At 74.4% G+C, this 12,947-nt stretch carries 11 protein-coding genes; 6 read left to right on the top strand and 5 right to left on the bottom strand.

What is annotated here, in order from left to right; translation table 11 throughout:
• Positions 1–59: 59 nt before the first annotated feature.
• The 4 genes from GA0074704_RS12090 to GA0074704_RS12075 form a co-directional block, all read right to left on the bottom strand.
• A complete protein-coding gene (locus GA0074704_RS12090; RefSeq protein ID WP_088970596.1) occupies positions 60–1,061 on the bottom strand; it encodes a YihY/virulence factor BrkB family protein in 1,002 nt (333 codons plus the stop codon).
• A complete protein-coding gene (locus GA0074704_RS12085; RefSeq protein ID WP_088970595.1) occupies positions 1,054–2,061 on the bottom strand; it encodes a diacylglycerol/lipid kinase family protein in 1,008 nt (335 codons plus the stop codon). The genes GA0074704_RS12090 and GA0074704_RS12085 overlap by 8 nt, the downstream gene beginning before the upstream one ends.
• A 103-nt stretch (positions 2,062–2,164) precedes the next feature.
• Positions 2,165–2,746, bottom strand: coding sequence for a Clp protease N-terminal domain-containing protein (locus GA0074704_RS12080; protein ID WP_088970594.1), 582 nt, complete (start codon positions 2,744–2,746; stop codon positions 2,165–2,167).
• On the bottom strand, positions 2,746–2,982 hold the full coding sequence (locus GA0074704_RS12075) for an HTH domain-containing protein (RefSeq protein ID WP_088970593.1): 237 nt from the start codon (positions 2,980–2,982) through the stop codon (positions 2,746–2,748). Before GA0074704_RS12075 ends, GA0074704_RS12080 begins: the two co-directional genes overlap by 1 nt.
• An 84-nt stretch (positions 2,983–3,066) precedes the next feature.
• Here GA0074704_RS12075 and GA0074704_RS12070 point away from each other — a divergent pair, with 84 nt between their 5' ends.
• The 6 genes from GA0074704_RS12070 (at position 3,067) to GA0074704_RS12045 (ending at position 9,594) form a co-directional block, all read left to right on the top strand.
• Positions 3,067–3,849, top strand: a complete 783-nt coding sequence (locus GA0074704_RS12070; protein WP_197697618.1) for a PP2C family protein-serine/threonine phosphatase — start codon at positions 3,067–3,069, stop codon at positions 3,847–3,849.
• Positions 3,850–3,918: 69 nt separating this feature from the next.
• Positions 3,919–4,479, top strand: a complete 561-nt coding sequence (locus GA0074704_RS12065) for a TetR/AcrR family transcriptional regulator (RefSeq protein ID WP_088970592.1) — start codon at positions 3,919–3,921, stop codon at positions 4,477–4,479.
• Positions 4,476–5,300 (top strand): oxidoreductase, encoded by an 825-nt coding sequence (locus GA0074704_RS12060; protein WP_088970591.1) that lies wholly within the window; start codon positions 4,476–4,478, stop codon positions 5,298–5,300. Before GA0074704_RS12065 ends, GA0074704_RS12060 begins: the two co-directional genes overlap by 4 nt.
• A 90-nt stretch (positions 5,301–5,390) precedes the next feature.
• Positions 5,391–6,215: a universal stress protein gene (locus GA0074704_RS12055; protein WP_088970590.1), complete on the top strand. Its 825-nt coding sequence runs from the start codon at positions 5,391–5,393 to the stop codon at positions 6,213–6,215.
• A gap of 125 nt (positions 6,216–6,340) precedes the next feature.
• On the top strand, positions 6,341–8,743 hold the full coding sequence (locus tag GA0074704_RS12050) for a phosphoketolase family protein (RefSeq protein WP_088970589.1): 2,403 nt from the start codon (positions 6,341–6,343) through the stop codon (positions 8,741–8,743).
• Positions 8,740–9,594 (top strand): universal stress protein, encoded by an 855-nt coding sequence (locus tag GA0074704_RS12045; RefSeq protein ID WP_088970588.1) that lies wholly within the window; start codon positions 8,740–8,742, stop codon positions 9,592–9,594. The genes GA0074704_RS12050 and GA0074704_RS12045 overlap by 4 nt, the downstream gene beginning before the upstream one ends.
• Positions 9,595–10,380: 786 nt before the next feature.
• On the opposite strand, the gene GA0074704_RS12040 is transcribed toward GA0074704_RS12045, so the two are convergent.
• On the bottom strand, positions 10,381–12,924 hold the full coding sequence (locus GA0074704_RS12040; RefSeq protein WP_088970587.1) for a heavy metal translocating P-type ATPase: 2,544 nt from the start codon (positions 12,922–12,924) through the stop codon (positions 10,381–10,383).
• Positions 12,925–12,947: the final 23 nt, after the last annotated feature.

Here is a 12,947-nt window from a genome sequence, read left to right as displayed (position 1 = left end):
TGGCGAGCCGCGTCGTACCCGATTCGGACGGCGCGTACACCGGGGTACGGCGCGCCGGGTCAGAGCGCGGTCATCTCACCGGTGTCCACGGCCTCGGCCTGCTGGGCCTCCGGCTCCCACAGGTCGGGCTGGGCCGGCTCCCTGACGCCGATCCGCATGGCCTCCAACTGGGCCGCGAAGGCCAGCCCGCCGAAGAGCGCCATGCCGGTCAGGTTGGCCCAGAGCAGCAGCGCCATCATCCCGGTCAGCGCGCCGTAGGTCTGGCCGAAGCCGCCGCTGAACTTGACGTACGCGGCCAGCAGCAGGCTCGCCAGCCACCACAGCACCGTGGCGATGCCGGCCCCGAAGAACAACCAGGACAGGCTGGGCTGGTTGCGCCGGGGCGCGTGCCGGAACAGCACCGCCACGGCGAGGACGGTAAGCCCGAGGCTCAACGGCCAGCGGACCACGTCCCAGGTGACCTTGGCCAGCGATCCCCACTCGTAGTGGCGCTGCACCGACTCGCCCATGGCGTGCCCGCCGACCAGGATCAGGAAGCCGATCAACGCCGGCAGGCCGGCCGAGACGGCGAGGACGGCGGCCCGGATGTACTTGGCCACGGCGGGCCGATCCCGCTCGACACCGTAGATCCGGTTCGCGCCCCGTTCGATCTGGGCCATGGTGGTGGTCAGCGCGACCAGCCCGGTGATCAGACCGAGGGTCAGCGCCAACTCTCCGGCGTGTTCGATGTGCTCGGTGTCGCCCAGCAACTCCTGCACCACCCGCTCGCTCTGGCCGGGGGTGAGCGCCAGCACGGTGTCGGCGACGACCTGACCGCCCTCCGCCACGCCGATCTTGGTGATCAGGCCGGTGAGCGCGATCATGAACGGCACCACGGCAAGGCAGAGCTGCAACCCGAACGCCCGCGAGTGGCTGAACCCGTCGCCGTAGCGGAACCGGACGAACGCGTCGCGCATCAGGTGCCAGCCGCCGTGCCGGCGCAGCGTCCGCCAGGCGTCGTCGGCGGAGAGTTCCTCCTGCGCCATCAGGCGGGTCTCGGGGACCAGCTTGGTGCTACTCACGCTGGGCCTCCTCGATCAGCCGCTCGCCCCGCTCCGCCGCCGCGTCGGCGTCCACCGCCAGGTCCGGGTGCTGCTCGGGGCGCGGCACGCAGAGCCAGAGGGACTGCGGCTTGATCTCGGCGGCCAGCGAGCGGCCCGGGTCGATCAGGTCGCCGTCGAGCTGCCGGGGCTGGGCCCGGTTGCTGGTGATCTCGACCTTGCGGGCCCGGAGCACCTCCAGCCGGGGCACACTGCCGCGCCGGCGGACCAGGGCCCAGCCCATCGCCACCCACTGCCGGATGGTGCGCGGAGTGAGCACGGCGACGTCGAGCCAGCCGTCGTCGGGCTCGGCGTCGGTGAGCAGGCGCACCCCGCCCTGGAGCCGGCCCACGTTGGCCACCAGCACCGACCGGGCGCGGCGGCGCACCGGCGGCTGATCGTCGATCTTGATGGAAACCCGCATCGGCCGGTCTCGCAGGTGCTTGGCCGCCCCCACCACGTACGCCGGCCAGCCGATCCGCTTCTTGGTCGTCTCGGAGGTGGAGTCGAGCATCTGGGCGTCGAAGCCCATCCCCGCCATCACGGCGAAGCACTGGTCGCCGACGACGCCCACGTCGAGCCGTCGCATGCCCCGCTCCACGGCGACCGCCAGCCCGGCGGCCAGGTCGTTGGAGAGGCCGAGGTTGGCGGCGAGCAGGTTGCCGGTGCCCTGCGGCAGGACGGCGAGCGCCGTGTCGGTGCCGGCGAGCGCGGTCACGCAGGCCATCACGGTGCCGTCGCCACCGCAGGCGAAGACGACCTCGGCGCCAGCCTTGACGGCCTCCTCGGTCTGGCCCCTGCCCGGGTCCTCGACGGTGGTCTCGTGCCAGGTCGGTGCGGGCCAGCCGGCCGCGGCGAGGGCGTCGTCCACCGTGCGGCGGAACTCGTCGAGATCGGTCACCTTCGAGGGGTTGACCACCACCGCGGAGCGCGGCGCGGGGTTGTCGGCGGTCACCGGACGCTTGTCATCTCCACCATCCACGGCGCAAGTGTGCAGCAGATCCGCCCGGTCAGCGAGCCGACCGCGCGGGAGGTTGCGTGGACCGCAAAGAGGTTTACCGGTGCGGTCGGCTGGGCGGCGGCGGTCAGGCCGCCGTACGCAGGGCGACCTCGACCCGGCGGCGCAGGTCGGCGAGATCCACACCGGCCTCGGTGAGCACCTGCGCGCCGAGGCCGCCGCCCTCGCGGAGCAGCCCGAGCAGGATGTGCTCGGTGCCGATGTGGCGGTGGCGCAGGGCGAGCGCCTCGCGCAGCGACAGCTCCAGGGACTTCTTCGCCCGCGCCGAGAACGGGCCACGGGCGGGCCGGCGCCGACCCCAGCGGCGGCGGGGCGGTGGGGGTGCCTCGCGCAGCGCGTCGGGGCCGAAGGACTCCTCGATCCGGGCCACGATGGCGGCCAGGTCGATGCCGATCTCCCGGAGCGCGGCCGCGTCCGCCTCGGCCAGGCCGGACCCGTCCCGGGCGGTGTGCCGGCGGAGGCGCCCGCGCAGGTCGTCCGCGTCGGCTCCGGCGTCGGCCAGCAGCCGGGTGGCCAGCGCGTCGCGGTCGGCGAGGATGCCGAGCAGCAGGTGCTCGGTGCCGACCGGCCGGGCGGCGCCGTCGGCCCGGGCCTCCTCGACCGCCAGCCGGACGACCGTACGGGCCCGGTCGGTGAACCGTTCGAACATCACGCCTCCCAGGTGCCTGGCACCGCCGGTCGCCCGGCGTGCTTCTTGTGGACCGCCTGCCGGCTGACCTCGAGCGCGTCGGCGATCTCCTGCCAGGACCAGCCCTGCCGTCGGGCGTTGTCCACCTGGACCACCTCCAGCCGTTCGAGGAGCCGGCGCAGGGCGAGCACCGCGCGGAGCCCGACCCGGGGGTCGGTGCTGCCGGCGTCCGCCGCCAGTTGCGTAGCCTGACTCATGCCTGTCAACTTACGTTGACAGCCGGCCGGTTGTCAACCCCGGTTGACACCCGATCGCGGCACCCCCGGTGCTAGCGTCAGCCGGTGCGCCTGCGCCGCCGGTCCGACCGGCCCGAACCGCAGACCCGGCGGCACGTGGCCGGGCGCTTCGAGCTGGAGATCGCCGGCGCCACCGTGGTGGGCGACCGCTACCCGGCCAACTTCGACGTGCTGCACGTCGACCCGGAGCTGCCCTTCGCCGCGGTGATCGACGGCATGGGGTCCGGCGAGGGCAGCCGGCTGGCCGGCGCCACCACCGCCGCCGCGCTGACCGGCCGGCTGCACGCCGACTGGCCCGAGGTGGGCGCCCGTACGCTGCGGGCCGCCGTCGCCGAGGCGCAGACCCGGGTACGCGCCGTCGGCGCCCCGCTGCACGAGCTGACCGGCTGCACCCTCACCACTCTGGTCGCCGAGCCGGACGGCGAGCAGGCCTGGATCGCCCAGCTCGGCGACTCGCGGGCCTACCGGCTGCGCGACGGACTGCTGGAGCTGGTCACCGTCGACCACACCGCGGCCTGGCTGGGCCTGCTGCACGGTTGGTACGCGGCCGACTCCCCCGAGGCCGCCCGGGCCCGCTACCAGTTGCTGCGCTACGTCGGGCACCCCGAGTCGCCCGACGCCGACCTGATCGCCACCCCGCTGCGGCCGGGCGACACCTGGCTGCTCTGCACCGACGGGGTCACCGACCAGGTCGACTACCACCTGCTGCGCGACCTGCTGGGCGACCCGCGGCCGGACCAGGCGGTCCGGGACCTGCTGCTCGCCACGCTCGACGCCGGCGGCGCCGACAACGCCACCGCCGTCGCGATCCGCGTCCACCCCCGCTAGCAGCCCCCGCGCCCCGTCGTGACAGAGAACACCCGTGACGTGCTGACAATCTGTGCAAGAATCGTCAGCATGTCAACGGACCGGTTGGACGCCATCCTCACCGCCGCGTACGAGTGCTTCACCCGGCACGGCATCCGCCGCACGACGATGGACGACATCGCCGCCGCGGCCGGGATGTCCCGCCCGGCGGTCTACCAGTACGTCCGCAACAAGGACGACGCCTACCGGCGGCTCGCCGAGCGGCTCTTCGCCGCCTCGCTGACCCAGGCCCGGGCCGCCGCGGCGTCCGACGACACCGTCACCCAGCGCCTCCAGGCCGTGCTGGGCGCGAAGCTGGAACTCACCCTCGGCCTGCACCGGGACAGCCGGCACGCGGCCGAACTGCTCGACGCCAGCGGCAAGCTCACCGGCGACCTCTCCGAGGCGTACACCCGGGAGCTGACCGAGGTGGTGGCCTCCGCCCTCGCCGAAGCCGCCGGGCCGCGGGCCCACGCCGTGGCCGAGGTCCTGGTCGCGCTCACCCGCGGCCTGGAAGCCGACCTCACCGACCCCGACCTGCCCCGGCAGCGGCTGCGCGACGGCGTCGCGCTGGTCGTCGCCGGCCTCACCCGACCGGGAGAACCGTCATGACCACCGTCCTGATCACCGGCACCTCCTCCGGCATCGGCCGGGCCACCGTCGCCCGGCTCGCCCGCCGCCCCGACCTCACCGTCTACGCCACCGCCCGCAAGGTCGCGGCCATCGCCGACCTGGCCGACACCGGCGCCCGGATCCTCCCCCTGGACGTCACCGACGAGGAGTCGATGCGCGCCGCCGTCGCCGCCATCGAGGCCGAGCACGGCCAGGTCGACGTGCTGGTCAACAACGCCGGCTACGGCGAGTACGGCCCGATCGAGGAGACCCCGATGGACCGGGTCCGCGCCCAGTTCGAGACCAACGTCTTCGGGCTCAGCCGGCTCACCCAGCTCGTCCTGCCCGGGATGCGGCGCGCCGGCCGGGGCCGGATCGTCAACATCAGCTCGATGGGCGGCCGGCTGGTCTTCCCCGGCGGCGGCTACTACCACGCCAGCAAGTACGCGGTCGAAGCGATCTCCGACGCCCTGCGCCAGGAGGTACGGCCGTTCGGCGTCGACGTGGCCATCGTCGAGCCCGGGCTGATCCGGACCGGCTTCGGCGCGGTCGCCAGCTCCTCGCTCGGCGCCGGGGCCGACCCGGACGGCCCCTACCGCAAGATGGTCACCGCCGTCGACACCGCGATGGCGAAGTCGTACGACAACCGGATGCTCGCCGCCACCCCGGACGCGGTGGCCCGGGTCATCGAGCACGCCGTCACCGCCCGCCGGCCGAAGACCCGCTACCTGGTCACCGCCGCCGCCCGGATCATGGTGCACAGCCGCCGGCTCTTCGGCGCCCGGGCCTTCGACGCGGTGAACCGCCTCCAGTTCCGCTGAGCGGATCCCGCCCCACCGCCCCGACACCGGCACTACGCTCGGTCACGACAGCGTGCCGTGCCGTGCCCGGCGTCGGGGAGGTGAGGGCGGATGACCACACCCGCCGACGCGGCGGTCGTGGCCGCGGTCGGCCCCTCCGAGGAGTCGATGCAGGTGGTCCGGCTGGCCGCCCGGGAGGCCGCCGCGCAGGGGCGGTCGCTGAGCCTGCTGCACGCCTTCAACTGGGAGGCGGCGTTCGACTCCACCGGCGCGGTCACCCGGACCGACGCGGAGGAGCTGATCGAGCGGGCCGCCGCGGCCGCCAACGACGCCGAACCGGCGGTGCCGGTCAGCGGCGAGATCGTCGAGGGCTCACCGGTGCAGGCGCTGATCCGCCGCTCCGAGTCGGCGTACCTGGTCGCCCTCGGCGACGGCGGGATGGCCGGCTGCGGCGCCTGCGTGCCCGCCGACGCCCCGGCGGTCCAGGTGGCCGCCCGGGCCGACTGCCCGGTGCTGGTGGTCCGCCCGCAGCCACCACCGGCGGGGCCGGTTCTGGTCGGGGTGGACGGCTCCGCCAGCTCGCAGACCGCCCTGGCCTTCGCCTTCGACTGCGCCGACCGGCGCTCCGCGCGGGTGCTCGCGATCCGGGTGCTGGAACCGGGCCGGCACGACGGCGAGCAGGTGCTCGTCCAGGCGGTGGCCCGAGCCGCCCGACGTCACCCGGCGGTGGCCGCCGAGTGCCACACCATCGAGGGTGACCCGGGCACCGTGCTCCTGGAGCAGTCCCGCTCCGCCCAACTGGCCGTCGTGGGCGCGCGCGGCGACGAGCCGTGGCGCGGCATGCTCGGCGCGGTGAGCCAGTCGCTGCTCTACCACTCGCCCTGCCCCGTCATCGTCGTGCGTGGATCGGTTTCCTCGCCGCCGGACGGGGCATGACGCCCTCGAGGGCCGGGACCAACGGCCCTGATCATCGTCCGGCTCCACCGGCGAAGCTGGACCGGCCCGGCCGAACTGGCGCTTCCGGGTGCACAAATCCCCGACCCGCGAGAGGCTAATGCAGCATGGACACCGCTCTCGACCTGCACAGCCCCCTGACCGAAGACGAGCTGCGCCGGCTTGACGCCTACTGGCGCGCGGCGAACTACCTCACCGTCGGGCAGATCTACCTGCTCGACAACCCGCTGCTGCGGGAGCCGCTGCGCCCCGAGCACGTCAAGCCCCGACTGCTCGGCCACTGGGGCACCAGCCCCGGGCTCAACCTGCTCTACACGCACCTCAACCGGGTCATCGTCGACCGCGACCTGTCCGCCATCTTCGTCACCGGCCCCGGCCACGGCGGCCCCGCCCTGGTGGCCAACACCTGGTTGGAGGGCACCTACAGCGAGCTGTACCACTCGATCAGCCGGGACGAGACCGGCATGCAGCGGCTGTTCCGCCAGTTCTCCTTCCCCGGCGGCATCCCCAGCCACGTCGCACCGGAGGTGCCGGGCTCGATCCACGAGGGCGGCGAGCTCGGGTACGCCCTGAGCCACGCCTACGGCGCCGCCTTCGACAACCCGGACCTGCTGGTCGCCTGCGTCATCGGCGACGGCGAGGCGGAGACCGGGCCGCTCGCCGGCAGCTGGCTGTCCAATGTCTTCCTCAACCCGGCCCGCGACGGCGCGGTGCTGCCCATCCTGCACCTCAACGGCTACAAGATCGCCAACCCGACGGTACTGGACCGGATCCCCGAGCAGGATCTGCTGGAGATGATGCGCGGCTTCGGCTACCAGCCGTACGTGGTGGCGGGCGACGAGCCGGAGAAGGTGCACCAGCTGCTCGCGGCGACCCTGGACCGGGCCTGCGACGAGATCGCCGCGATCCAGCGCCGGGCCCGGACCGGTGAGACCGTCGAGCGCCCCCGCTGGCCGATGATCGTGCTGCGTACGCCGAAGGGCTGGACCGGGCCGCGCACCGTCGACGGCAAGCAGGTGGAGGGCACCTTCCGCGCCCACCAGGTGCCGATCGCCGAGGTCCGCGACAACCCGGAGCACCTGGCCGAGCTGGAGCGCTGGCTGCGCAGCTACCGGCCGGAGGAGCTCTTCGACGCCACCGGCTCCCCGGTCGAGGAGCTGGTCACGCTGCCGCCCACCGGGGACCGGCGGATGAGCGCCAACCCGGTGGCCAACGGCGGCCGGCTGCTGCGCGACCTGGACCTGCCCGACTTCCACGAGTACGCCGTCGACGTCAAGCGGCCGGGCGAGCCGGCCGTCGGCGCGACCGGCGTCCTCGGTCAGTGGGTACGCGACGTGATCGTCCGCAACCCGCAGACGTTCCGCCTCTTCGGCCCGGACGAGGTGGCCTCCAACCGGCTCGGGGCCGCCTTCGAGGTGACCGACCGGGCGTTCGTCGCCGGCACGGTGCCCGGCGACGACCACCTCTCCCCCGACGGCCGGGTGATGGAGGTGCTGTCGGAGCACCTCTGCGAGGGCTGGCTGGAGGGCTACCTGCTGACCGGCCGGCACGGCATCTTCACCAGCTACGAGGCGTTCATCCACATCGTCGACTCGATGGTGAACCAGCACGCGAAGTGGCTGAAGGTCACCCGGCGCATTCCCTGGCGGGAGCCGATCGCGTCGCTGAACTACCTGCTGTCCAGCCACGTCTGGCGGCAGGACCACAACGGCTTCTCGCACCAGGACCCGGGCTTCATCGACCACGTGGTCAACAAGAAGGCCGAGGTGGTACGCGTCTACCTGCCGCCGGACGGCAACACCCTGTTGTCCACCATGGACCACTGCCTGCGCAGCCGGCACTACATCAACGTGGTGGTGGCCGGCAAGCAGCCCGCCCCGAACTGGCTGACCATGGACGAGGCGGTCCAGCACTGCCGCCGCGGCCTGGGCATCTGGGACTGGGCCAGCACCGACGACGGCAGCGAACCGGACGTGGTGCTCGGCTGCGCCGGCGACGTGCCGACCCTGGAGACCCTCGCCGCCGCGGACCTGCTCCGCCAGCACCTGCCGGAGCTGAAGGTCCGGGTGGTCAACGTGGTCGACCTGATGCGGCTGCAACCGCCGTCGGAGCACCCGCACGGCCTGCCGGACAACGAGTTCGACACCATCTTCACCCGGGACAAGCCGATCATCTTCGCGTACCACGGCTACCCGTGGCTGATCCACCGGCTCACCTACCGCCGGGCCAACCACGACAACCTGCACGTGCGCGGCTACAAGGAGGAGGGCACCACCACCACCCCGTTCGACATGGTGATGCTCAACGACCTGGACCGGTTCCACCTGGTCATCGACGTCATCGACCGGGTGCCGGGGCTGGCCGCGCGGGCCGCCCACCTGCGCCAGGAGATGGTGGACGCCCGGCAGGCGTGCCGCGACCACACTCGCCGCTACGGCGAGGACGACCCGCGGGTGGCCGAGTGGCGCTGGATCCGGGAGACCGACCCGGCGCTGCGGAGTGGCCAGTGAGTTCCGACGAGATCCTGGTCGGCTACGACGGCTCCGCCGACGCCACGGTGGCCCTGGAGTGGGCGCTGGCCGAGGCGGGCCGCTCGGGCCGGCCGGTCCGGCTGGCGTACGTCTTCGAGTGGCTGACCGTGGCCGGTTGGGTCGGTCCGGGCATCGCCCCCGGCGTCTGGCCGGACGACACCGCCCGCCGCGAGGTCGAGGAACTGGTACGCCGGGCCGCGGCGGACGCCGCCGCCCGCCACCCGGGGCTCACGGTGCACGGCGAGGTCTTCGACGGCCCGCCCGCGCTGGTGCTCCAGGAACGCTCCGCCGAAGCCGACCTGCTGGTGCTCGGCAGCCGCGGTCACGGCGGCTTCGGTGGCCTGCTGGTCGGCTCGACCGCCGTCTCGGTCACCGCGCACGCACACTGCCCGGTGGTGGTGGTCCGGGAATCCCACCCGGAGCCGAACGGCCCGGTGGTGGTGGGCTTCGACGGGTCGGAGTCGGCGCACCTGGCGCTCGGTTTCGCGGTGGAACGCGCGGCCCAGCGGGCCTGCCCGCTGCGGGTGCTCCGGGTCTCCCAAGCGGGCCGCCTCTCCGCCGACGAGGCGGCGGCCACTCTCGCGGACGACCGGACGGCGACCGAAGAGGCGGTCGCCCAGTGGCGGGAGACCTTCCCCGAGCTGGCGGTCTCGGTCGACGTGACCGCCGGCAGCCCCGCCGCCGAGTTGGTCGAGGCGAGCCGCGCCGCCCAGTTGGTGGTCGTGGGCAGCCGGGGCCGGGGCGGGCTGCGCGGGATGCTGCTCGGTTCGGTGAGCCAGCAGCTGATCCAGCACGCGTACTGCCCGGTCGCGGTGGCCCGCGAACGCTGAGACCGCTCCGGTGGGCCGCTACCGCGCGTCGCGGCCCACCGGCCCGGGCGGGTGAGCCCGGTCCGCGCGGTCGAGCCAGCTCTGCATGGCCGGACGCGCCGATGCCGATCCAAGCGCGCCGGACACGCTGGAACCGCCCGGCGCGGCTCGTGCCGGGTCCGGGCGACTCATGCCGGGCCCCATGCGGGGTCCGCGCCCTCTCGTGCCAGGTCCCCGCGACCCCATGCCAGGTCCCCGCGACTCATGCCGGGCCGGCACGGCCGAGCCCGCCGCCCAGCGGCCGGCCCGGGCGGCCTGGGCGGCCTGGGCGGCCCGGACGGCGGACGGCGGACGGCGGACGGCGATGGGATCGGCGCGCGAGGCCCGCTGGCCGCGCCAGCTGGCATTAAGGTTTCGAGCGTGATGACTCTCAGGTATAAGTATTCCTCAGAGTCATCACGCTCGTCTGCGGATCCGCCTCCATCCGGCGACCCGCCCGGGATGGGCACGACCGATTCCTGATCAGGCCCGGCTGCTCGCCTCCGATCGAGCCGAAGGGCTGGTGACGATCCGGGCGTCGCGCCGGGCGCCTGCCCGTCGGTGGCCGGGCGAGGTGGTGGCCCCGGTGAAGATCCGCGACTTCGGAGGGCACTGACTCTCCCAGGGGTCCGACACTGCGCCGGGCGCAAGCCCGACGTCACGGTCCGACACTGCGCCGGGCACCGGCCCGGAACCGAGGTCCGACACCACGTCTGGCGCCGGCCGGGAAGGGCTCAATCGCCGGACACGACGCCGACCGGCGAGGGATCAGCGGGCGGGGTCGCCGCCGTCGGAAGGGCTGAGCGAAAAGTAGTCTTCCTCCTCCTGCGCCAGGTGCAGGCGCAGCACCGCGTCCAGCCCGTAGAGGGCGGCCAGCAGGTCAGGCACCTCCTCCGGCCGCAGCCGGCCGTCGGCACCCGACCGGTCCGCCTCGCCCGGCCGCGCCACCGCCCCCGACCGGCCCGCCCCACCAGGCCGCGCCGCCTCGCCGGGCCGGCCGGCCTCACCCGCCCGCGCCACCTCACCCGACGGAGCAGCCTCGCCCGAAGGAGCAGCCTCGCCAGGGTGGTCGGCCAGGTGGCCACCGATCCGGTCGACCAGGCGGCTGATCTCCACGTGACCCCGGCTCATCGTCGAGGTGGCCTCCGCGCTGCCCAGCGGCTCGGCCAGCGCCGGATAGAGCTGACGTTCCTCGGCGGCCTCGTGCGGCAGCACCTGCTCGGTGAGGCGATGGTGCACCTCGCGCAGCGCCGGCAGGCACTCCGGGTCGTCCGGACGGGTGGCCACCAGGTCCGCGGTGTCCCGCAGCCGGGCCAGCACCTCCCGCACCGGGCCGTGCTGGCCGGCGTACCGGTCGAGCATGTCCCGGGTGGCCGGAGGCACGTCACGCCGGCTCAGGCCACCGCCCAACGCCCGCAGCGCGTTGAGGATGACCAGCACGTCGATGCCCTCCTGAAGGAAGGCGCCGGCCACCGGGGGCAGCCCACCGGCGGCCGCGACCACCATCGCCACCACCGCCAGGCCCATCCCGACGGTGGCGGACTGGACGGCGATGCGGCGGGCGTACCGGGCGATCTCCACGGCGTCGGCGAGCCGGTCCAGCCGGTCGACGGTGAGCACCGCGTCGGCCACGTCCGCCGAGGCGGTCGCGCCGGTGGCGCCCATCGCCACCCCGACGTGCGCCTCGGCGAGCGCGGGCGCGTCGTTCACCCCGTCGCCGACCATCACGGTCACCGCCCGGCCCGACTCGTCCCGGACCCGCGCCACCTTCTGCTCCGGCGAGCACTGCGCCACCACGTCGTCCACGCCGACCGCCTGGGCCACCTGCTCGGCCGTACGGGGACGGTCCCCGGTGACCATGACCAGGCGATCGAGTCCCGCCTCGCGCAGCCGGCGCACCGTGCGGCGGGCGTCCGGGCGGACCGGGTCCTCCAGCAGGATCGCACCGAGCGGCCCCTGCTCGCCGCTGACCCAGACCGTGGACAGACCGGCCGTCTCGGCCCGGCGCCGGGCCCGGTCGGCCCACTCCGGCAGGTCACCGGAGAACTGCCCGACCTCGACCACCCGGCCGTCCACCCGCCCGCGTACGCCCCGGCCCGGCTCCTCGGTCACGTCGGTCGGCTCACCCAGCCGCAGCCCCTGCTCGCGGGCCTGCCGGACCAGTGCGGCGGCGAGCACGTGCGGGCTGAGCTGCTCCACCGAGGCGGCCAGCCGCAGCACCTCGTCCCGGTCACCGCCGGGAGGCACCACGGTCTCCGCGGCGCGCGGCCGGCCAGCGGTGAGGGTGCCGGTCTTGTCCATCATCAGCGTCCGGGCCCGGCCGAGCAGCTCCAGCGAGCCACCGTCGCGTACCAGCACCCCACGCCGGGCCACCCGGGACAGCCCGGAGACGATCGCGATGGGCGTGGCCAGCAGCAGCGGGCAGGGGGTGGCCACCACCAGCACCGCCACCGCCCGGACGAACTGCCCGGTCAGCAGCCAGGCCAGGCCGGCCAGCGCCAGGGTGAACGGCACGAACGCGGCGGCGTACTTGTCGGCCATCCGGACCATCGGGGCCTTGCGGGCCGTCGCCTCCTCGGCCAGCCGGACGATGCCGGCGTACGTGCTCTCGGCCGCGCCACGCACCGCGCGCAGTCCGAAGCCGGCGCCGGCGTTGACCACGCCGCTGGCCACCGGCTCCCCCGCCGCCCGGCTCACCAGCTGCGACTCGCCGGTCACCACCGACTCGTCCAGGGTGGCCGGCTCCTCCACGGTCCCGTCGACCGGCACCACGTCACCGGGGCCGACCACCAGGCGGTCGCCGACCGCGACCCGGTCCAGCGGCACCACCTCGATCCCGCCGTCGGCGGTACGCCGGCGGGCCTGCCGCGGTGCCCGCTCCAGCAGGGCCCGCAGGTCACGGGTGGCCCGACGCTGGGCGTACGTCTCCAGCGACCGTCCGGTCGCCACCATCACCGCGATCACCGCGCCGGCCAGGTACTCCCGGACGACCAGCGCGCCGGCCAGCGCCAGCACGGCGATCACGTCCACCCCGAACTGGCGCTGCCACATCTGGCGGAGCACCGCCCAGGTGGCGGGGAGCAGGGCGACCAGGGTGACCGCGGCCCAGACCAGGTCGGCGGCGCCGCGCAGCCCGGCCAGCCACAGCGCCGCGCCGGCGAGCGCGGCCACGGTGAGCAGGATCAGCGGCGCCCATTCGACGGCGCCGGGCCGCCGCGCGTCGTCGGACCCGCCGAACCGGCGACGAAGCCGGCTGAGCCGCCGACGGCCGACCGGCCGCTCCGGCAGGCACTCCCGCGGTTCGGTTCCCACCTGCGGATCGTCCCAGTGCTGGA

It is taken from the genome of Micromonospora siamensis (assembly GCF_900090305.1).
GTDB classification, from domain to species: domain Bacteria; phylum Actinomycetota; class Actinomycetes; order Mycobacteriales; family Micromonosporaceae; genus Micromonospora; species Micromonospora siamensis.
Note: the sequence above shows the minus strand (reverse complement) of the source record. Positions and strands in the feature narration are given on the sequence as shown.